At 58.3% G+C, this 19,898-nt stretch carries 16 protein-coding genes and 1 pseudogene; 13 read left to right on the forward strand and 4 right to left on the reverse strand.

Translation table 11 applies throughout. The features are described 5' to 3' along the window. Positions 1-72 precede the first annotated feature (72 nt). Positions 73-684, reverse strand: a complete 612-nt coding sequence (locus EYC79_RS13010) for a TetR/AcrR family transcriptional regulator (RefSeq protein WP_130978259.1) — start codon at positions 682-684, stop codon at positions 73-75. Between the two features lie 147 nt (positions 685-831). On the opposite strand from EYC79_RS13010, the gene EYC79_RS13015 reads away from it, so the two are divergent. Continuing rightward, a complete protein-coding gene (locus EYC79_RS13015) occupies positions 832-1,098 on the forward strand; it encodes a hypothetical protein (RefSeq protein WP_130978260.1) in 267 nt (88 codons plus the stop codon). 326 nt (positions 1,099-1,424) lie between these two features. Here the strand turns inward: EYC79_RS13015 and EYC79_RS13020 are convergent, their stop codons facing one another. Both EYC79_RS13020 and EYC79_RS13025 read right to left on the reverse strand, forming a co-directional pair. Continuing rightward, a complete protein-coding gene (locus tag EYC79_RS13020; protein WP_130978261.1) occupies positions 1,425-3,617 on the reverse strand; it encodes a sensor domain-containing phosphodiesterase in 2,193 nt (730 codons plus the stop codon). A 445-nt stretch (positions 3,618-4,062) separates the two neighbouring features. After that, positions 4,063-4,242, reverse strand: a pseudogene (locus tag EYC79_RS13025) (methyl-accepting chemotaxis protein); the annotation flags it as partial. Between the two features lie 220 nt (positions 4,243-4,462). On the opposite strand from EYC79_RS13025, the gene ssuD reads away from it, so the two are divergent. From ssuD to EYC79_RS13085, 12 genes are all read left to right on the forward strand, one after another. Next, positions 4,463-5,629, forward strand: coding sequence for an FMNH2-dependent alkanesulfonate monooxygenase (gene ssuD / locus EYC79_RS13030; RefSeq protein WP_130978263.1), 1,167 nt, complete (start codon positions 4,463-4,465; stop codon positions 5,627-5,629). A 33-nt stretch (positions 5,630-5,662) separates the two neighbouring features. Further along, positions 5,663-6,220: an FMN reductase gene (gene msuE, locus EYC79_RS13035; RefSeq protein ID WP_130978264.1), complete on the forward strand. Its 558-nt coding sequence runs from the start codon at positions 5,663-5,665 to the stop codon at positions 6,218-6,220. Then, positions 6,217-7,650 (forward strand): FAD/NAD(P)-binding protein, encoded by a 1,434-nt coding sequence (locus tag EYC79_RS13040; protein ID WP_165457032.1) that lies wholly within the window; start codon positions 6,217-6,219, stop codon positions 7,648-7,650. Before msuE (EYC79_RS13035) ends, EYC79_RS13040 begins: the two co-directional genes overlap by 4 nt. Positions 7,651-8,683: 1,033 nt before the next feature. After that, positions 8,684-9,274, forward strand: coding sequence for an FMN reductase (msuE, locus tag EYC79_RS13045; RefSeq protein WP_130978265.1), 591 nt, complete (start codon positions 8,684-8,686; stop codon positions 9,272-9,274). Positions 9,275-9,296: 22 nt separating this feature from the next. After that, complete coding sequence (gene sfnG / locus EYC79_RS13050) at positions 9,297-10,400, forward strand: dimethylsulfone monooxygenase SfnG (RefSeq protein WP_113227650.1); 1,104 nt, start codon at positions 9,297-9,299, stop codon at positions 10,398-10,400. A gap of 108 nt (positions 10,401-10,508) precedes the next feature. Continuing rightward, positions 10,509-11,426 carry an ABC transporter ATP-binding protein gene (locus EYC79_RS13055; protein WP_130978266.1) on the forward strand — a complete coding sequence of 306 codons (918 nt, stop codon included), beginning with the start codon at positions 10,509-10,511 and terminating at the stop codon, positions 11,424-11,426. Next, the gene (locus EYC79_RS13060; RefSeq protein ID WP_130978267.1) at positions 11,426-12,322 is read left to right on the forward strand and encodes a branched-chain amino acid ABC transporter permease; all 897 of its coding nucleotides are present in this window, start codon (positions 11,426-11,428) and stop codon (positions 12,320-12,322) included. The genes EYC79_RS13055 and EYC79_RS13060 overlap by 1 nt, the downstream gene beginning before the upstream one ends. A 1-nt stretch (position 12,323) precedes the next feature. After that, positions 12,324-13,364, forward strand: a complete 1,041-nt coding sequence (locus EYC79_RS13065) for a branched-chain amino acid ABC transporter permease (protein WP_130978268.1) — start codon at positions 12,324-12,326, stop codon at positions 13,362-13,364. Positions 13,365-13,491: 127 nt separating this feature from the next. After that, positions 13,492-14,826 carry an ABC transporter substrate-binding protein gene (locus EYC79_RS13070; protein ID WP_162739507.1) on the forward strand — a complete coding sequence of 445 codons (1,335 nt, stop codon included), beginning with the start codon at positions 13,492-13,494 and terminating at the stop codon, positions 14,824-14,826. A gap of 69 nt (positions 14,827-14,895) precedes the next feature. Then, entirely contained in the window at positions 14,896-15,672 is a 777-nt protein-coding gene (locus tag EYC79_RS13075) for an ABC transporter ATP-binding protein (RefSeq protein WP_130978269.1), read from the forward strand. 26 nt (positions 15,673-15,698) lie between these two features. Continuing rightward, complete coding sequence (locus tag EYC79_RS13080; RefSeq protein WP_130978270.1) at positions 15,699-16,946, forward strand: SfnB family sulfur acquisition oxidoreductase; 1,248 nt, start codon at positions 15,699-15,701, stop codon at positions 16,944-16,946. A 528-nt stretch (positions 16,947-17,474) separates the two neighbouring features. Further along, positions 17,475-18,455, forward strand: coding sequence for a substrate-binding domain-containing protein (locus EYC79_RS13085; protein WP_130978271.1), 981 nt, complete (start codon positions 17,475-17,477; stop codon positions 18,453-18,455). A gap of 149 nt (positions 18,456-18,604) precedes the next feature. On the opposite strand, the gene EYC79_RS13090 is transcribed toward EYC79_RS13085, so the two are convergent. Then, the gene (locus EYC79_RS13090; RefSeq protein ID WP_111849725.1) at positions 18,605-19,876 is read right to left on the reverse strand and encodes an ABC transporter substrate-binding protein; all 1,272 of its coding nucleotides are present in this window, start codon (positions 19,874-19,876) and stop codon (positions 18,605-18,607) included. Positions 19,877-19,898 lie beyond the last annotated feature (22 nt).

Raw genomic sequence — 19,898 nt, forward strand, 5'->3', positions numbered from 1 at the left:
TGGTAAAAGGCGCCGGAGATCAGCGATCCATCCCGATGCTTTCGGTTCCGTTTTCTGGCGCTTCAACGGAACTTACGACAAAGCGCCGGCACCAAGGCCAAACGCCACCATCGCCGCTTCACACGCGCGCGTAAACCGCATCGACGGGCCTTCTTTTCCAGTTGCCAGCTTGCTGACGCGCGCTCCCTCCAGCAGCATGGAAAGCGTATCAGCCAAAAGTTCCGGATCGCTCGCACCCGTTGAACGACAGAGATCGGCAAGGCGGGAATGCTGCTGCATCTTCAGGGATTCGATGACCGCGTGTGCCGGGTGTCCCTGCTCTTTCAACTCCACGGCGGCATTGGCTAGATCGCATCCATATGGCTCACTTGAGAGACACTGAGCGCGCGCTTTTACCCATGCAGCAAGCTGAGCCCTCGGGTCGCCGGGGTTGTCTGTCTCGAGGTCTTTCCAAGCTTTCTCCAATGTCTGAGAGCTGTGCTTGAGCGCCTCGCACACCAGATCGTCCTTCGAGCCGAAATGTCGATACAATGTCATCTTGTTGGTAGCTGCGGCTTCTGCGATGGCATCGACGCCTATGCCGCGTATCCCATGTTCACGAAACAGTTGACAGGCCGTTGAGACGATACGGTCACGAGGCGGAATTTTCTGTTCGGAGGAGCGATCAGATTTCACGGATTTCATGATTTTTGATTTTTATCCTGAAGTGACGTTGACACGGGTGTGACTGGTCGGTAACTATCCAGTTGTTACTTACCGGTAACACCATGCGGGGTGGCCGTCAAGTAACTGCCGCCCTCTGGATTTAAAACTCGTCGAAAGGAGACTGTCATGACCGTTACGACAGGGGAGATGACGCTCGCTGAAATGTATAGAGATCCACTGATCCTTTCAGTAATGCGCGCGGATGGTATCGCTCTGAATGAGTTCAAAGAGATGATGGCTGCGGCTACCGCGTCTCTGAAGACACGGGACGCAACATTGCCAGAGCTGCGATTCCGGACGACTGAACCCGCAGCGTCTTCGAGACGTCCGCAGGTGGCGACGATGCAGCCGTTGTTCGCACGTTTATTTCAATCGTGCTGTGCAAATTTGTAACGTCTGATCAGTGGTTCGGCGTCTGTCAGGTCGAACGCACCCGATGTGACGTAGGAGTATTGGTTGAATTTTAGCGGCACGCCAGAATGGAAGCTGAGGTCTGTTTGGTGATAAGTTCATCGTAAATTCAGACAGCACGGTCCCTAATCTCCAGGCAGCAAGAGCGTCCCCGCAAGGAGGCGGAAGTCAACGTGCATTGGGCTGTGCAAAGCGCAGTCCGATTAGGGGGCAGAGGTTCGTATCCTCTCAAGAGCTTGCGATCGCTACCTCAGCCCATCTGAATTTCCGGGCGCCACAGCCATGTCAGTTTTTTGGCCGCTTTGACTTTAAACTCCTGCTGAAATCCGGTTCGTAGCGCTTGTCATATAAAGACGTGTGAAATCGATCGCCTTCATAGGGCGCCCGTATAGATAGCCCTGTCCTTCATCGCATGCGTATTGCTGCATCAGGTGTTCTTGTTCGACCGTCTCAATGCCTTCGGCAATCACTTCGAGGTCAAATCCCACAGCAAGTTTGGCGACCGCTTCAACGATGGCCTCGTCTTTCTTATTGCGCTCACTGCCGCTGACGAACGACCGGTCGATCTTCAAGCGCGTAACAGGATAGTCCTTTAAAAGGCTGAGCGACGCGAAGCCGGTTCCGAAGTCATCGAAAGCAATTCCTACGCCGAGTGAGCGAAGGTAATGAAGGGGCTCCATGAGCCGGTGTTCATTTCGCAGGATGATGTTTTCCGTTATCTCTAATTCCAGCGCCGTTGCAGGCAAATGACTGTCGGCAAGCGCTGCCTCGACGGATTTTGCAAAATCCCTTGCCCTGAACTGGGCTGCAAACAGATTGACACCGATCCTGAAATTTTTGCAACCGGCCTGCCGCCAATGTGCTGCCTGCGCACATGCTGTGCGCAATATCCATTCGCCCACGGGAACAGCAAGAAGGCTTGCCTCCAGTACAGGCAGAAAAGCGCCAGGCGAGACGACGCCAAGCTGTGGATGGTTCCACCTTATCAGCGCTTCCGCGCCCGCTAGGCTGCCATCGCTGAGTTTGATCTGAGGCTGGTAATAGAGCTCAAATTCCTGATTTTCCCAGGCTTGACGGATCGAGGAACTCATGGCTCCCTTCTTCAAAGCCGTTTGGCGAAGCTCAGGCGTGAATATGCGCACGAGATGGCGACCATCTGCCTTGGCCTGATAAAGCGCCAGATCGGCGTTCCCCAGCATCTGCTCACTGTCGTCTTCCGGGCCTGATTTCAAGGAAATGCCGATACTCGCCCCGATGTGAATGGGCTCGTTGTCGAATTCTATAGGTTCCTCAATAATAGAGATGAGCCTCGAAGCAAGCTCACTGGTCTTTATGGGATCGACCGTCTCAGAGATCACGATGACAAACTCATCCCCGCCCAACCGGGCCACCATGTGGTGGTCAGGGACGCTTTCTCTCAGACGCTGTGCAACAATCTTGAGGACAACATCCCCCGCGGAGTGCCCCAACGTATCATTCACGTCTTTAAAACCGTCCAAATCAAGAAGGAGGAGCGCCAAAGGCTCATGGCTTTCGCAAGCCTGCCGAATACGCCGCTTCAAACTTGACCTGTTTGCAAGGCCGGTAAGATCATCGTATTCAGCAGCATGTTTTAGTCGCTTAACAGCTTCCAAACGGCTGGTTATGTCCCGGATGATGGCCCCGAACTGTGGCTCGCCCGCCTCGTTCCACTGTGAAAGGGAGAGCTCTATCGGAACGTCGGAGCCGTCGCGACGCTTCGCCGTCAAATTGACAGAGGTTCCTATGATGCGAGCGGTTCCACCGGACGCGACTCTGGCAAGACCCGCACCGTGCCTTGCACGCATTGAGTCCGGCATGATGATGTCGAGAGGTTTGCCAAGCGCTTCTTCCTTGGAATACCCAAAAATCTCTTCTGCAGAAGCATTCCAAGACGTGATCTGGTTTTTGCTGTTTGCGCAGATGATGGCGTCTGGAGATGTCGATGTGATATTGATGAATTTGTTACGGCTAGTCTCGCTCTCCCGTTCCAACCGGCGCAATTCCATTCTTTCGAGGACCATCGCTGCCAGATCCTCAAGTATTCGCTGGTCACGATCCGAGAACGTCAATCTCGGTTTCGGGTCGATCAAGCAGAGGCTTCCAAGTGCGTGTCCTTCGGACGTGATGAGAGGTGCGCCAGCATAGAACCGAATGTTCGGATACCCTGTAACCAACGCATTCGTTCGAAAGCGCTCATCTTTGGTTGCATCCGGGATTACAAAAACTCTGGATTCCATCATTGCGTAGGTACAAAACGAGACATCTCGTCCGGTCTCACATACGTCCAGGCCGATACGGGCTTTGAAAAATTGTCGATTACGATGCACTAAGGAAATCAGAACAGTTGGGACATCGAAGATTCGTGACGCCATCTGTATGATATGGTCATACTCCTGCTCGGGCGCCGTATCCATCAGCGCGAAGCTATCCAGCACCTCTATTCGTTTTTCGTCATCGCTGGGAATCGGGTAGAGGCTCATCACAGTCGCTCGCTGGTTTATATCACATATGAGCAAAAGCGAAAAAGCTTAACGCACAGTAATTCCGAGACGAAAGGTTCGGCCAGCACGTTAAACCGTGCGATTAGCCTTTATGATTTCTAAATAAACTTAAGTCGGTACCAACTGAATTACAAAATGACAGCAATGCAAACAGACATGGGCAGCCTGCCTACGCCGCCCAGAACGAAGACACTCGCACATCATCGTCGTCTCAGTGTCCGATAATCCGCGCAAAAATCTTTGAGCGGACATTCTATCTGCAATCTTCGTCGAGCTCTTCACAGCGTGCTTGTACCGCTGCAGTAGCTAAGGCATTTGCCGTCCGACGAGGAGCCACGGCTCCGGATGGGCGTTGTCCTACCGAGCGGGAAACGGCCCACGTTGCGCTTTTTGTCGTTGGCTAGTTCGTGGCCGCTGCTGTCTACTCTTCCACCATGGCAGCGTTTTGCTGCGTGCTTTTGGTCGCTGTATTGATGGCGCGGTTAATTGCGCTAAGTGCAGTAGACTGCTCACGCGACGCCTCAACGATCGCTGTAATGTCGCTGGTTGTATCCTCCACGTGTGAGGCGAGATCTTGGAGCGCCGTACCCGCTTTCGTCACCAGAGGCTTGTTCCGTCTGGGCGACTTCAATGGTTCCCGCTTCTGTTTCACCGAGGCCGCGATCGACGCCATGAGCCTCGCCTAAGCCCTCTCGTCTTACGAATATAATTTCTATAAATATTATAGATAATAAAACACCGTTCCTCCCGTCCCGACCTGCGCTCTCGTAATGTTTGGTCATGACAAGGCTGTGCTGGCGGCCTGACAATGGCTGGAGACATGCATGAGTTCTGCACCCGACAAGATCAATGTCCTGTGGTTCCTACCGACCCATGGCGACAGCCGCTATCTTGGCACCTCCCTCGGGGGTCGCCATGTCGATCTCGGCTATTTAAAGCAGGTGGCGCAGGCGGCCGATACGCTTGGTTATTACGGCGTCTTGATCCCGACGGGTCGAAGTTGCGAAGATAGCTGGGTGGTCGCTTCGGCGCTTGCGCCTTTGACCGAGCGGCTGCGCTATCTGATCGCAGTTCGTCCCGGCCTGCTGTCGCCGACCTTCGCGGCGCGGATGACGGCAACGCTCGACCGGCTTTCGAACGGTCGGCTTCTGATCAATGTCGTCACTGGCGGAGATCCGATCGAAAACAAGGGCGATGGCATCCATGTTTCGCATGAGGGGCGGTACGAGGTGACGGAGGAGTTCCTGCACATCTACAAGGCGCTGCTGCGGGGCGAAACCGTCAACCACAAAGGCAAGCACTTCGACATCGAAGATGGCAAGGTTCTCTTCCCCTCTTATCAAAACCCGCATCCGCCGCTTTATTTCGGCGGTTCGTCGGGCGTCGGGCAACAGGTTGCGGCTCGCACGATCGACAAATATCTGACCTGGGGCGAGCCTCCGGAAGATGTCGCCAAGAAGATCGCCGAGGTGAAGGCGCTCGCCGACGCCGAAGGGCGTGAGGTTAGTTTCGGCATCCGTCTGCATGTGATCGTACGCGAAACCAGCGAGGCGGCATGGAAGGCGGCCGACGAACTGATCCAGTATCTCGATGATGAAACGATTGCTTCTGCACAAAAGGTCTTCGAGCGGATGGATTCGGTCGGCCAGAGCCGGATGAGCAAGCTGCATGGCGGACGGCGCGACAAGCTCGAAGTCAGTCCCAATCTTTGGGCGGGCGTCGGGCTGGTGCGCGGCGGCGCAGGCACCGCGCTTGTCGGCAACCCCGACGAGGTCAAGGCTCGCATCGAGGAGTATCGCGAGCTCGGCATCGATACCTTCATCATGTCCGGCTATCCACATCTCGAAGAGGCCTATCGCTTCGGCGAGCTTGTGCTGCCAAATCTGCCGCTCGCCCATCCGATTCGTCAGGCGGACACCGCGGTCAATACCGGTCCCTTCGGCGAGACGATCGCCGGCGATCACCGTCCGCGCCTGAAAGCCGTTCGTTAAGGCGTCCCATCGACTATTGATCAGGAGAGATCCATGCCCCCTCGCATCGTCGGCATTGCCGGAAGCTTCAATCGCCCGTCGAAGACGCGCGCACTCGTGGAGCACGTCGCAGCCATTGCAGCCGACCGCTATGGTTTTTCCGCCAATATCCACGATTTGCAGGATGTCGGTCCGTCGCTCGGCACAGCGCTCTGGCGCAACGAACTCGACGAGCAGGCGAAGGGAGTGATCGACGAGATCGTCCATGCCGATGCGTTAATCGTCGGCTCGCCGACATTCAAGGGCTCTTATCCCGGCCTCTTCAAGCATCTAATCGACCTGATCGAACCAAACGAGCTGCGAGGCAAGCCGATCATCATCACCGCGACCGGCGGCGGCGATCGTCATGCCCTGATGGTCGAGCATCAGCTGCGGCCGCTTTTCGGCTTCTTCACGGCGCATACGCTGCCGACTGCCGTCTATGCCTCCGACCGCGATTTTGTCGATTACCGTGTGAACTCTGAGCCGCTTGCCGCACGCATCGACGCCGTCATCGACGAGTTCTCTGCCTTCTTTCCTCCAGCGCGCGTCCGCCTTAAGGCTGCCCTGTGACATTGGCCGCTCGGACCCTGCAGGCTCAGCGCCGTCAGCGCGTCGCTATCCTCGGCGGCGGCTTTTCTGGAGCCGCGGTCGCGCTGCATCTCGCCGACGCAATTCCGGGGGGCAGCGTGGAAATCGTCGTCTTCGAGCCGCGCGCCGAACTGGGGCGCGGGCTCGCTTATGATAGCCTCGATCCGGCCCATCGGATCAATGTGCCGGCAGCGCGCATGAGTCTTTTTCCGGATCGGCCGTTGGATTTCGAGGATTGGCTTGCCGAACACGACGCGGTGGCCAATGATCCGGCTGCGCGTCGTCCTGACGGAAGCCTCTTTCCGCAGAGGCGCGTTTTCGGAACTTATGTCGCGAGCCGCCTGAAGCCGCATCTCGACGCAGGCCGTATCGTTCACCGCCGAACCATGGTCGCTGGCGTCCGGTGCTCGGGCGATGGCTGGATGATCACCGACGAGAATGGCGACGAAATGTGCGCCGATTTCGTCGTGATCGCCACGACACATCCCGCGCCGCAGCCGCCACGTCATCTGCAGGAGCGTCTTGCCGGCCATCCACGCTATGTCGCCGATCCGACGCTGCCGAACGCACTGGCGGCGATCCGTCCCGACGACCGGGTGCTGATCGTCGGCAATGGCCTGACGGCTGCGGACGTGGTGGCCTCATTGGCTTTGACGGGCTATCGCGGTTCGATCTTCTCGCTGTCGCGTCGCGGCTTGCGGTCACGAGGACATGCGCCAGATCCTCAGGAGCCGTTCGGTGATTTCGCAATCTCGCCGGCAAAGAGCGCTGCAGCGCTGCTTCATCATGTCCGCCGAACGCTTACGCAGGCTGAAACAGCCGGCATCGGCTGGCATGCGGTGCTTGATCAGGTTCGGGCGCAGGGGCGGACAATATGGCAGGCGCTTCCAATCGCCGAGCGGCGCAGGATCGTCCGGCATTTGCGACCCTTTTGGGACGCACATCGTTTCCGTGTCGCGCCGCAGGTCGAGGATGTCCTTGATCGGGCGATCGCTGAAAACCGTTTGAAAATCCTCGCCGGCTCGATCGAAGAGGTGACCCGCGATGGCGACGATATTCTCGCGACCTTTAGGCCGCGCGGCTGCGCTCCTCAAACGGCGCGGTTCGACGCCGTCGTCGTCACCACCGGGCCGGCACATGGTGCGATTCTGAACAGCCAGCCCTGGCTCATTCAACTGGCGCGCGACGGCTGGCTGACGGCCGATCCCGCCGGTCTCGGCATCGCGTGCAACGAGCAATCGGAAGCGCTGGGCCGAGGTCGCGCAGCTGAAGCTACGCTTCTCATCGCCGGGCCTCTGGCGCGCGGGACCTTCGGCGAACTGATGGGATTACCCCAAGTCTCCGAGCACGCGGTCTTCGTAGCGGGACAACTGCAATCGAAGCTCGTCGCGCACCAGATTTGCAAGCTCTGAAGCAGGTCGCGCAAGAGGGCTCACGGGTTGCGAGAAGAAAACACTCTAGCACCGCGCAGCAAATCGCGTGAGATTTGCACGAGGTGCGGAAAACACTTTTCGATGTCTACAGAGCCCATCAGCTACACTGGGTCAATTGACGCCTGGAGCTGCCCATGGACCGAGCCAAAACCATCATGACATCCCAGCATTATGTCGACATCCCTCGACCGCAGCTAAACGGTGCTTCCTCGACTGACACCATGGTCCGTTCGCGCTGTTTTTGAATGCAGCCCACACCTACAAAGACGGTTGGGGGATCCGCGAAAATTGTCTCGGCCCCATTAGCGAAGCCCCGTCTCCCGCGTCGCGACCGCTCACGGGCTCGGCAAAAGGCCTGCCAAATGCCCTAGCGGTAATATCGAAGGCCACCTGGGAGATCACCTTTTCCGTGTGACGTTCGAGTGATAGCCAGACGGCAGAAGGACCTGGCGTTATGCGGACGGGCTCGCCGGAAGCGACGTCGTCAGCTTTAACCTTTTAGCCCGCAGACGAGTGCTAAAACCCTGCGAAGTTCCCGCCGCAAAGTCATTGACCGTCGCTCTCGGCTTTTACACTACCACCCAATCCACTCCCTCTCGCGTGTGATCCCGCTGAGAACGACTGTGGTGTAATGCTACGATGCACTGGGATCGGTCGTGAGTAAGCCACATCGAGATCTATGGTGGTCACCCCATCCATCACCTTTCGCGGGTCTATCGCGGCAAATGATGCCGACGACGTCGATCGGTGGCTTCACCCCATCCTGTCAAACCATCCATGAGCTGCGACCACCTTCGACCTTGCTGGCCGCGTCGGTTCGGCAAAACCGATAATCGCAAAGATGCAGCGGTGCGCGAGGTCAGCCAGTGGCTTTCCGATTCTGAAGAAATGGGCGCTGCGTCGCTTCCCGGCTGAACGAGATTGCATTCTCCAAACGGTACCCACATTGGAACATCGATCTTTGATAATCTATAAAAATAATAGAAATTATAAAGAAGAAAGGAAGCGAGCCATGAACGTACTGGGCATAAGCGGCAGCGTGAAACAACCGTCCCGCACGGCGCGCATCGTATCGGATGTTCTCGCCTCTATCGAGACACGAACAGGCCTATCTGCGGAGACGATTGATCTGGCCGTGGCGGCGCCAATCCTGTTCAGGGCACTTCGCGCTGATCAACTGGATGAGGCAGGCCGCAGGATTATCGACACGGTGGAAGGTGCTGATGTGCTTGTCGTTGGTTCGCCCGTCTACCGGGCATCCTACACCGGCGCGTTGAAGCATCTCTTCGATCTCGTCGATTTTCGTGCACTCCAGGGCAAGCGGGTGGTCCTTGCGGCAACCGGTGGTACGCCGTTGCATGGCCTCATGCTGGAGCATCAGTTCCGGCCGCTATTCGGCTTCTTTGGCGCCGTTACCGTGCCAACGACGATCTATGCCGTTGAGGCAGACTTCACCGACTACACGCTTTCGAACCCGGCCGTCGAAGCACGTATCGAGCGTGCCGTCGCAGAATTGTTCGACCTTTTGCCGGCCGCGGCCGTCGCTGCCAACAATCATCATCAGGCCCCGCGTGCCGTTTTGCGCGAAGCGGTCGTCAACTGACATCGGGAAAGAGGAGATTTACATGACTGACCACCACGCCGAGCCGGTGAAATTTGCCTATTGGGTGCCGAATGTGTCTGGCGGACTCGTCATCTCGAATATCGAGCAGCGTACCAGCTGGACCATCGATTACAACCGCAAGCTCGCGCAGATCGCTGAAGCAAGCGGCTTCGATTACGCGTTGAGTCAGATACGCTTCACTGCAGGCTACGGCGCGGAGTTCCAGCATGAATCCGTGTCCTTCAGCCATGCTCTTCTAGAATCCACGACGACGCTGAAGGTTATTGCCGCCATCCTGCCTGGCCCATGGAATCCGGCGCTCGCCGCCAAGCAGATCGCCACGATCAATCACCTTACCAACGGTCGTGTCGCGGTGAACATCGTGAGCGGCTGGTTCCGTGGAGAGTTCCACGCGATCGGCGAACCGTGGTTCGATCACGACGAGCGATACCGTCGTTCGGAAGAGTTCATCCGGGCGCTGCGTGGTATCTGGACGGAAGACAATTTCACCTTCCGGGGCGATTTCTACCGCTTCAACAATTACTCGTTGAAGCCGAAGCCGATCGATCCGCAGCCCGAAATCTTCCAGGGCGGGTCCTCCCGCGCGGCCCGCGACATGGCGGCCCGCGTGTCCGACTGGTACTTCACCAATGGCAACACGCCGGAGGAAATCGCCAAGCAGGTCGAGGATATCCGGGTCAAGGCCAAGGAAAACAACCACTCGGTCAAAGTTGGCGTGAATGCCTTCGCGATCGTGCGCGAGACCGAGGAAGAGGCTAAGGCCGTGCTCGCCGAGATCATCGAAAAGGCCAATCCGGAAGCGGTCAACGCTTTCGGCCATGAGGTGAAAAACGCCGGCAAGTCTTCCCCCGAAGGCGAGGGCAACTGGGCAAAGTCCAGTTTCGAGGACCTCGTCCAATACAATGATGGCTTCCGCTCCAATCTTATCGGGACCCCACGGCAGGTGGCCGAGCGCATCGTGAACCTGAAGCGCGCCGGCGCCGACCTCATCCTTCTGGGCTTCCTGCATTTCCAGGAAGAGGTCGAATATTTCGGCAAGCACGTCATACCGCTCGTACGCGAGCTGGAAGAGGCGGAAGCAGGCGCGGCAATCGCCGCCGAGTAAGTCTTGCAAATCTGAGGGGCCGCGGCTTCGGCTGCTGCCCGCAACGCGGGCGTGATGGCGTCCGCGATCGACAACCTGTGCCCGTTTGGGCGAAGTATGGATCGAACGATGTCGGGATCGAATTTTCTGTTTGCAAGTCTCGGCGCCGAGGTGGCCGTGCCGACGGACATTCGTGAACACATCGCGCTTCATCGCGAGCGCGTCGAACACGGCCGTAGCGCGCCGCTTCCGGCTCAAGGGCTTGCGCTACAGCTTCGTGGTATCGACCTTTCCTTCGGAGGGGTCGTTGCTCTGCAGGATGTCGACCTTGCCGTGCGGCATGGCGAAATTCGGGCCATCATCGGCCCGAACGGCGCTGGCAAGAGTTCGCTGATCAACGTCATTTCCGGCATCTATCGCCCGGATCGCGGCCATGTCGCGATCGAGGGAACAGCCTATCGAACCGTGCCGACACAAAAGCTCGCCCGACTCGGCGTGGCGCGGACGTTCCAGAATCTCGCCCTGTTCAAAGGTCTCAGTGTTCTCGACAACGTCGCGACCGGACGGGCCTATGTCGGGCGGGCGAATTTCCTCAGCCAGATTGCAGGTCTAGCGCGTGCGCGTCGGGAACAGGCCGATGCCCGTGAGCGGGCGCAACGCATCATCGATTTCCTGCACCTGACCGCTTACGTCGACCGGCTTGCCGGCACGCTGCCCTATGGCCTGCAAAAGCGGGTCGAGCTTGCACGCGCCCTTGCCGCCGAGCCGCGCATCCTGTTGCTCGACGAGCCCATGGCCGGCATGACGGCAACGGAGAAAAACGAACTTGCCGCATATGTGCGGCTTGCGCGCGACGAATACGCAATCACCGTTGTCCTGATCGAGCATGACATCGGCGTGGTGATGGGGCTTTCCGACCGGATCGCGGTGCTCGACTACGGGCGCAAGATTGCCGACGGCACGCCTTCGGAGATTGCCAGCGATCAGCGCGTCATCGATGCCTATCTCGGTGTTGTGCCGGAAAATGAAGACGGGGAGGGTATATGATGGCCGAGTTTGATTGGTTGTTCTTTACCGAGGTTCTGGTCGGCGGGTTGCTTTCCGGGGTCATGTATTCGCTCGTCGCAATCGGTTTCGTGCTGATCTACAAGACATCGGGTGTCTTGAACTTTTCGCAGGGCGCGCTTCTCCTGTTTGCGGCGCTGACATTCGTGAGCCTAGTTGAGCGTGGCGTGCCGTTCGCGGTAGCCTTTGTCATCACCTTTGCAATCATGGTGGTCCTCGGCATCACGATTGAGCGCGCGGTGCTTCGTCCACTCACGAACAAGCCGCCGATCACGCTGTTCATGGCAACGCTCGGCCTGTCTTATATTATCGAAGGAGCGGCCCAGCTTCTCTGGGGCACGCAGGTTCATGGGCTTGATCTTGGTATCGAGGACATTCCCTTCGACGTGGGCGGCGTCTTCATCAGCCAGTTCGATATTTTCGCCGCTCTCGTCGCGGCCGGCATGGTGGCGATCCTGTCGGCCTTCTTCCGCTACACCCGCATTGGCCTCGGCTTTCGTGCTGTCGCAGATGACCAGTTCGCGGCGCTGGCCGTCGGTCTCAAGCTGCCCTGGATTTGGGCGAGCGTCTGGGCGGCGGCAGGCCTTGTTGCTCTGGTCGCCGGGCTGCTCTGGGGCGCGCGGCTCGGGGTGCAATTCTCGCTGTCGCTGGTGGTGCTCAAAGCGTTGCCGGTGCTCGTTCTCGGCGGCTTCGATTCTATTGTCGGAGCGATCATCGGAGGCTTGGTCATCGGCGCTTCTGAAAAGCTCGCCGAGGTCTATATCGGCGAGTATTTCGGCGGCGGTATCGAGGGCTGGTTCGCCTATGTTGTCGCGCTCGCTTTCCTGCTGATCCGCCCATCCGGCCTGTTCGGTCAAAAGCTCGTGGAAAGGGTCTGATATGTCCGCCGTTACAGCTGATCTCTCGCCGACGTTTTCCCTGCCGCGCCATGCCGGCACAGCCGCGGTGCTCGCCATTGCTTATCTCGTCGTTCCGTTCATCGGCACCAGCTACCTCTTCGAGGCGATCCTTTTGCCGTTTCTTGCGCTCAGTCTTGCCGGGGTCGGTCTTAACCTTTTGACTGGCTATGCGGGTCAGGTGTCGCTTGGTTCGGCTGCATTCATGGCCGTCGGTGCCTTCGCCGCCTATAATTTCAATCTGCGGGTCGATGGGTTGCCGCTTGTCGGTTCGATTGTGCTCGGTGGTCTTTCCGCAGCAGCCATTGGGATCTTCTTTGGCTTGCCGAGCCTGCGACTGCGTGGTTTCTACCTCGCAGTTTCTACTCTCGCGGCGCAGTTCTTCGTGCAATGGGCGCTAACGAAATTCAGCTGGTTTTCGAACGACTCCGCATCCGGCGTGATCGATGCGCCGGCGCTTTCGCTGGCCGGGGTTTCCTTCGAAGGGCCGGTCGGGCGTTATCTCTTCGCGCTGACCATCGTCGCAGTCCTCACCTTCCTAGCGTACCGCCTCGTGTCGTCGCAGACCGGTCGCAACTTCATCGCCGTGCGCGACAACGAGACCGCCGCGCGCATCATCGGCATTCCGGTGCTTCGCACCAAGCTGCTCGCCTTTGCGATCTCATCCTTCATCATCGGCGTTGCCGGGGTAATTTGGGCCTTTGCATACCTGCGAACGGTGGAGCCAGCCGGCTTCAATCTCGACCGTTCGTTTCAGATACTCTTCATCGTCATCATCGGCGGGCTTGCCTCGATCCGGGGCGCCTTCTTCGGTGCGGCTTTGATCGTTGTCTTCCCGCTCGTCCTCTCACGGCTTGGCTCTTTGCTGTTGGGCGATGTCTTTAATTCCGGCGTGCTCGATATGACGCAGCGAATTGTTCTCGGCACCTTGATCATTCTCTTTCTGATCCTGGAACCTGACGGCGTCGTGTCATTGTGGGACCGCTTGAGGTCACGCGTGACGGCCGCCGTCAGCCGGGCATAGGCCACGCGAAGACCCGCACCGAGGGCGGGGGGCTTCCAACACGAAAACCCAAACAAGAAACGCGCATGAATTCCTGAAATCAGACCGGATGGCAGAGCGCCAGCCGACAGACGGAGTGTGTCCAGATATGACCTTCTACACGAAAATCAAAGCCGCAGCCTTCGCTGCCGGCATCAGCCTCGCATCCATCGCCTTCCCGGCCATGGCCGATGAACAGTACTTCCCCCTACAGAGCTACCGCGTTGGGCCATATGCAGCGGGCGGCACGGGCTTTTTCGGTGGTTTCATCGATTATCTCAATCTCATCAATATCAGAGACGGCGGTGTCAACGGCGTCAAGCTGACTTGGTCCGAAGCCGAAACGCAGTACGAGGTCGAGCGCGGGGTCGAAGCTTATGAACGGCTGAAGAGCAATCCCGGCGTTGCTGCCTGGAACCCGCTGTCGGTCGGCATCGCCTATGCCATGATCGATCGCATCACGAAGGACAAGGTGCCGCTCATCACCATCAATCACGGTCGCACGGATTCGACAGATGGCCGCGTTTTTCCCTATGTTTTCCCGCTGCTGCTCAACCCGTACAGCGAAACCTCCGGCATCGTGAACTACATCGCCTCCAAGGAAGGCGGGCTTGAGGGACTGAAGGGCAAGAAGATCGTGGTGCTCTATCACGGCTCGCCCTATGGCAAGGAAACGATCCCGATCTACGAGCTTCTGTCTAAAAAGTATGGCTTCGACCTCCAGCAGATCGAAGTCCCACATCCGGGCAACGAGCAGCAGTCTCAATGGCTGACGATACGCCGTGCCAAGCCGGATTACGTGGTGCTGCGCGGTTGGGGCGTCATGAACCCAGTGGCGTTGAAGACGGCGGCGAAGACCGGTTTCCCGGTCGATCACATCATCGGTAATGTCTGGTCCAACTCGGAAGAGGACGTCATTCCCGCTGGCGATGCCGCCAAGGGTTATACCGCCATCACGACCCAGGCATCGGGCGCCGCCTACCCGGTGGTCAAGGAAATCGTGAAAACGGTCTACGATGCCGGCAAGGGCAACCTTGATGACAAGAGCCGCATTGGCTCCGTCTACCACAATCTCGGGATCGTCAACGGTATCCTGAATGTCGAGGCCGTGCGGATCGCCCAGGAGAAATTCGGCAAGCGCACATTGACCGGCGATGAGGTTCGCTGGGGCTTCGAGCATCTGCAGCTCGACCCGGCCCGTGTGGAGGCATTGGGCGCCAAGGATCTCTTCCACTCGATCAACGTCACCTGGGACAACCATGAGGGCAACGGCTACGTGACGTTCCAGCAGTGGGACGGCAAGAAGTGGAATGTGGTTTCCGATTGGATTGCACCGGACTGGGCTCTGCTGCGCCCGATCATCGAGAAGTCCTCCGAGGCCTATGCGGCGGAAAAAGGCATCAAGCTTCGGACCTCGGAAGATGCGAATTCCGTGACGAACTGATGTTCGCGTGGCCGGGCAAGGGTTCCCCTGGTTCGGCCACAACATTCGAAACGCGCCAAGGAGATGCTGATGACGAACGGGAACAGGCTGCTCGCTGTGGAGGGTCTCCATGCGACCTACAATCATGCCATCACCGCATTGCAAGGGGTCACGCTCTCGTTGGGGCGCGGGGAAATTCTTGCGCTGCTGGGCGCGAACGGTGCCGGCAAGTCGACGACGCTGAAGGCCGTTTCCAATCTCCTTGCGGCCGAACGGGGGCAGGTGCTTGCTGGCCATATTCTGTTCGAAGGGCGTGATGTCACGCGCGAAACTCCGGCAAGCCTTGTGCGTCTCGGTCTCGTACAGGTGCTCGAAGGTCGCCACTGCTTCAGAACGCTGACGGTCGAGGAGAATTTGATCTCCGGCGGTCTTGGCCGATCCGCCACGCGCACCGAAATTGCGACCGATCTTGAGAAAATCTACGCGCATTTCCCGAGGCTTAAGGAGAAGCGCCGCTTGCTTTCCGGCCTCACCTCGGGCGGCGAGCAGCAGATGACGGCCATCGGCCGGGCGCTCATGTCGCGACCCCGACTGCTGGTGCTCGACGAACCGTCGATGGGGCTGGCACCCCTCGTCGTGCAGGATATTTTCCGCACGCTGAAGCGCCTCAATCGCGAAGAGGGCCTGTCGATCCTGGTCGCCGAGCAAAATTCAGCAGTCGCGCTGACCTATGCCGACCGTGCCATTGTTTTGGAGAACGGCGTGAGCGTGCTGTCTGGCACGGCTGCCGAGCTCAAGGTGCGGGATGACGTGAAAGCTTTTTATTTGGGCCAGAAACCGGCCGCGCCTGTCGCGCACATTCACTGAAAATCAAAGGAAAGAGGAGACGTAGCATGACCATTTCCAACATCAAGACCAAAGATGCAGCTCAAGGCGTTCCGGCCGTGTCGCGGCCGAGCGAGCCGGCACACATCATCAAGAGCGACGTCGAGGCGATCGAAATCGCCAAGAAACTGGCCGCCGAAATAGCCCCGGGTGCGGCCCTTCGCGATCGCGACCGCATCTGGCCAGTGAAGGAACTCGATGCTTTCTCGCAGAGCGGTCTCTGGTCGATCAACGTGCCAAAGGCGTTCGGCGGTCCGGAAGTCTCCTACGCGACGCTCGCCAAGGTGATCGAGATCGTCTCTGCAGCCGATTCCTCCATCGGCCAGATCGCGCAGAACCATCTCGGCGTCGTCGCGGCAATCCGCACGGTTTCGAGCGAGGCGCAGCAGACGCTGCTGTTCGCCGAGGTACTGAAGGGAACACGCTTCGGAAATGCCTTCTCCGAATTCGGCTCCAAACGGGCGGCCGATTTCGAAACAAAGTTCGTCGATGCGGGCGATCATGTGATCGTCAATGGCCAGAAATTCTATTCTTCCGGTGCGCTTCTCGCCCATCTCGTACCGATCGTTGCTCTCGATGATCAGGGCCGCGCCTGGTATGCGATTGCCGAGCGGGATGCGCCCGGATTGACCGTCATCGATGACTGGTCGTCCTTCGGGCAGCGGACAACATTGTCGGGCACCGTGATCCTGAACAATGTCAAAGTGCCCAAGACCCATCTGGTTCCCGGCTACAAGGGATATGCGGAACCCACCGCCGATGGTGCAATTTTCCAGATTATCCAGGTCGCGGTCGATACGGGGATTGCACAGGCGGCGATCGATGAGACCGTCTCCTTCGTGCGCACCAAGAGCCGCGCCTGGGTAGACAGCGGCGTAGACAACGCCTGGGATGATCCCTACACGATCCAGGCTGTCGGCGATTTGACACTGCGCCTGCATGCGGCGCAGGCGTTGCTTGAGAAAGCCGGTTACGCCATCGACCGGGCTATCCAGAACCCGAACGCAGAAACGGTCGCCGAGGCGCAGATCGTCACTGCCGAGGCAAAAATCCTCTCGACCGAAATCGCCATTACGGCGACCAACAAGCTCTTCGAACTCGCCGGGACACGCTCCACACTTGCGGAGCACCACCTCGATCGCCATTGGCGCAATGCCCGCACCCACACGCTGCACGATCCGGTCCGGTGGAAATACTCGATCCTGGGCAAGTACTTCCTCAACGGCGAGAAACCCCCGCTTCACGCCTGGAGCTGAGGCCCTCTATGACAAGTGGGCGCTCCAAAGGGCGCCCCCTTCACCTCCCATAGAGCACACACGTTGACGGAAGCGGAAACTCGATACGTCGCGATTTACGCTAGCTTGCCATTCCGAGCCTAAGAGTGCGGTCACTAATGCATCTCGCGGCGTTTCCCGCTCACCTGCCACTGAGAATTTCCTCGGTGCGAGGTCACCGCACCAATTGTACCCGTCGAATAGAGCCAGAGCCAAACCGATTAGCGCCGGTATTGTGTTGATCGTTGAGAGCGCCTCGATATGTAAGTAATTCTTCGAGGCTTACCCGCTCTGCATCGGGCAGTTCGTGGGTTTTCCGCTTATTGTCGCTATAGATATCTCTGCGTCGCTCTCGAGCATTCTACGCGCGAATCAACCGCCGTTCTCAAATCAGGTGAACGACAGCTTGGAGGATAGGGGCATATCCTCAGCGCGCAAATTTCTCTTTAACTTCATCACGCGTCTGTCACTATCCAGAGTTAGACCAGCCTTCACATAGGATCATCGGTCATGGCGAATTTGGAAGATGTAGCGAAGAGGGCGGGCTGCTCAATCGCAACCGCCAGCCGTGCTCTGGGTGCGCGCGGTCCCGTGAGCGATGCGGTGAAGGCGCGCGTTCGGGTAGCGGCAGCGGAGCTTGGTTATCGCCCTGGAGTGGCGCTGCTTTCTCGTGGAGGCCGGAGGCCGCTGGTGGGGGTGCTAATTCCGAGCATTACCAATCCAGTTTTTGCGGCCTCGCTGTCGCAAATCCAGAACCGTATGCGGGTGGGTGGTCATGCAGTCGTGCTGGCCCAATCCAACTATGATCCTGCGCAGGAAGCTGATGCGATCGAGGCGCTCCTTTGCGAGCGTCCCACCGGACTTATCCTGACGCTTTGCAATGCGGAGAATGGCGTTCCGCAAGCAAGCCGATTGCCGCCTACGGTGTTGCTCAACAACCGTCCTACCTCTCTTTTTCGCGCAGCCGTCACAGTCGATAATTTTGAGGCTGGCCGCCGGATCACACAGCATCTGATCGATCGCGGACATCGCCGCATTCTCTTCGTGTCGGGCAGTTTCGCTGCGTCCGATCGAGCCCTGTTGCGCTACGAGGGATACCGAAAAGCGCTCGCAGACATCGAGGTTGCTCCGTTGGCCGCGCTGCAGATTCCGTTTGTCGAGAACCAAGAGCAACCAGATATTTTTGTCGCTGTCATGGAATTGAGGCCGACGGCCATCATTGCCTCGAACGATCTTCTGGCCTGCGGCGTGATCGGCGCTTTGCGTCGCGAAGGGCTTTCGGTTCCGCAGGACGTATCGGTCGCTGGGTTCGACGGTATCGCCATTGGTCAGTTGATGACACCACCGCTGACGACCATCGCAATGCCCGATGCGAGTATGGGAGCGGTCGCAGCCTCCCTTTTGCTGGATATTGCAGAAAAGGGCGTTGCGCCACGGCATCTTCAGGTGGATTTTGCCCTCAGAGCGGGGGGATCGGTCCGCTCCATCTGATTGTGGCCCGCCGCAGTCGATGCGGCGGGTATTGTTTCATCTAACGCATGTCACGCAAAAGTGCGTATCGGTTTTGCAATAAGAACATGCGGCAAAACTAAAACTTGGAGCGTGAGGAGCGGATCTGAAAGATCGCGCCACGCTCGAGTTCAGTTCGTGCGCGGCAGAAGGCGTTTTACTTCCTTGGCGGCATCGTCGAGCGCCTCTTGCGGAGACGCCGATTGGTCGACGACGCGCGAGATGTTGTCGACGATGGTTTGCGTCACACGTACACCATTGGCGCCGGGGAAGGCGTACCAGGGGATCATCCGCGGCATCTGGTTAAGGCCAGCCAGAAACAAGGGGTTTTTCTTGTAGAAGTCGCCGAGGTATTCCGGGGACTTTGCAGCCAATTCATTGTTCGGCACATAGCCGGTGCCGGGGACGACGACGGATGCGCCGTAAGGGCCTGCCGCGAACTTGGCGAACTTCCAGGCTGCAGCCTGCTTGGTTTCATCATGGGTGAGGATGACGACGGCATTGCCGCCGGTGGGAAGCTTGCCCTTGACGGGATCGATCAGCGGGATCGGTGCCGTGCGTAGATCAAACTTGTCGCCAACATTCTTGATGGTGTTGCGCAACGCGCCGGTTGTCTGGAAGGCAAAGCCGACTTTTCCTGCCACGAAGGCCTGCTCGCCGGCCGCCTTGGTGAAAACGGGCATGCCTGCTTCCTTGACCAGGCGGTCGATCATTCCCATGGCCTTCTGGCCTTCCGGACCGTTGAAGGCGACTTGCGTTTCGTCGGCACTCAGCATTGTGCCGCCAGCGCCGAAGAGAAGGGCGGAGAACATCCAGTCGTCGCCCTGCCAGCGGAAGTCGATGGAATCCACGCCGTTTCCAAGCGCCTTTATCTTCTTACCAAGCGTGATGACCTCGTCCCAGGTCTTCGGCGGCTGGTCAGGATCGCCGCCGGCGGCCTTCACCAGATCGGCGTTGTAGTACATGATCGGGTTTGAGGTTGCGAAAGCAAGACCAACCTGTTTGCCATTGACCTGGGCGAGCTTCAGGATCGTGTCCGAGAAGCCTTGATCCGCCATGCTCTGCTTGTCCTTGGCGATCATCGGTCCCATGTCGACAGGAATGTTGCGCTCATCGGCCATGCGCAGACGATTGAGACCGATGAAGGTCACGTCAGGCATTTCGGCGGTGCCCACCTGGCGCATGATTGTCTGGATGCCCTCTTCATAGGTCGCGGAAGGGTTGGCGAACTGGATCTTGATATCCGGGTTCTCTTCCATGAACTTCTTCGAAATCGTGTCCATCACATCCTTGAAGAAACCTGGCATAGGGTAGTGGACCGTAATGGTCGTTTCGGCATGGGCCGGTAGAGCCACCATCATGGAGACGGCGGCGGCAGTGAGTATCTTGGTGAAATGCTTCATGGCATGTCTCCTTGTGTGAGAG

This window comes from Agrobacterium cavarae (assembly GCF_004310285.1).
GTDB lineage: Bacteria > Pseudomonadota > Alphaproteobacteria > Rhizobiales > Rhizobiaceae > Agrobacterium > Agrobacterium cavarae.

Coding starts and splice junctions, on each gene's coding strand:
- EYC79_RS13010 (WP_130978259.1), bottom strand. CDS start 684: ATGAAATCCGTGAAATCTGATCGCTCCTCCGAACAGAAAATTCCGCCT.
- EYC79_RS13015 (WP_130978260.1), top strand. CDS start 832: ATGACCGTTACGACAGGGGAGATGACGCTCGCTGAAATGTATAGAGAT.
- EYC79_RS13020 (WP_130978261.1), bottom strand. CDS start 3,617: ATGAGCCTCTACCCGATTCCCAGCGATGACGAAAAACGAATAGAGGTG.
- ssuD (WP_130978263.1), top strand. CDS start 4,463: ATGAGTTCTGCACCCGACAAGATCAATGTCCTGTGGTTCCTACCGACC.
- msuE (WP_130978264.1), top strand. CDS start 5,663: ATGCCCCCTCGCATCGTCGGCATTGCCGGAAGCTTCAATCGCCCGTCG.
- msuE (WP_130978265.1), top strand. CDS start 8,684: ATGAACGTACTGGGCATAAGCGGCAGCGTGAAACAACCGTCCCGCACG.
- sfnG (WP_113227650.1), top strand. CDS start 9,297: ATGACTGACCACCACGCCGAGCCGGTGAAATTTGCCTATTGGGTGCCG.
- EYC79_RS13055 (WP_130978266.1), top strand. CDS start 10,509: ATGTCGGGATCGAATTTTCTGTTTGCAAGTCTCGGCGCCGAGGTGGCC.
- EYC79_RS13060 (WP_130978267.1), top strand. CDS start 11,426: ATGGCCGAGTTTGATTGGTTGTTCTTTACCGAGGTTCTGGTCGGCGGG.
- EYC79_RS13065 (WP_130978268.1), top strand. CDS start 12,324: ATGTCCGCCGTTACAGCTGATCTCTCGCCGACGTTTTCCCTGCCGCGC.
- EYC79_RS13070 (WP_162739507.1), top strand. CDS start 13,492: ATGACCTTCTACACGAAAATCAAAGCCGCAGCCTTCGCTGCCGGCATC.
- EYC79_RS13075 (WP_130978269.1), top strand. CDS start 14,896: ATGACGAACGGGAACAGGCTGCTCGCTGTGGAGGGTCTCCATGCGACC.
- EYC79_RS13080 (WP_130978270.1), top strand. CDS start 15,699: ATGACCATTTCCAACATCAAGACCAAAGATGCAGCTCAAGGCGTTCCG.
- EYC79_RS13085 (WP_130978271.1), top strand. CDS start 17,475: ATGGCGAATTTGGAAGATGTAGCGAAGAGGGCGGGCTGCTCAATCGCA.
- EYC79_RS13090 (WP_111849725.1), bottom strand. CDS start 19,876: ATGAAGCATTTCACCAAGATACTCACTGCCGCCGCCGTCTCCATGATG.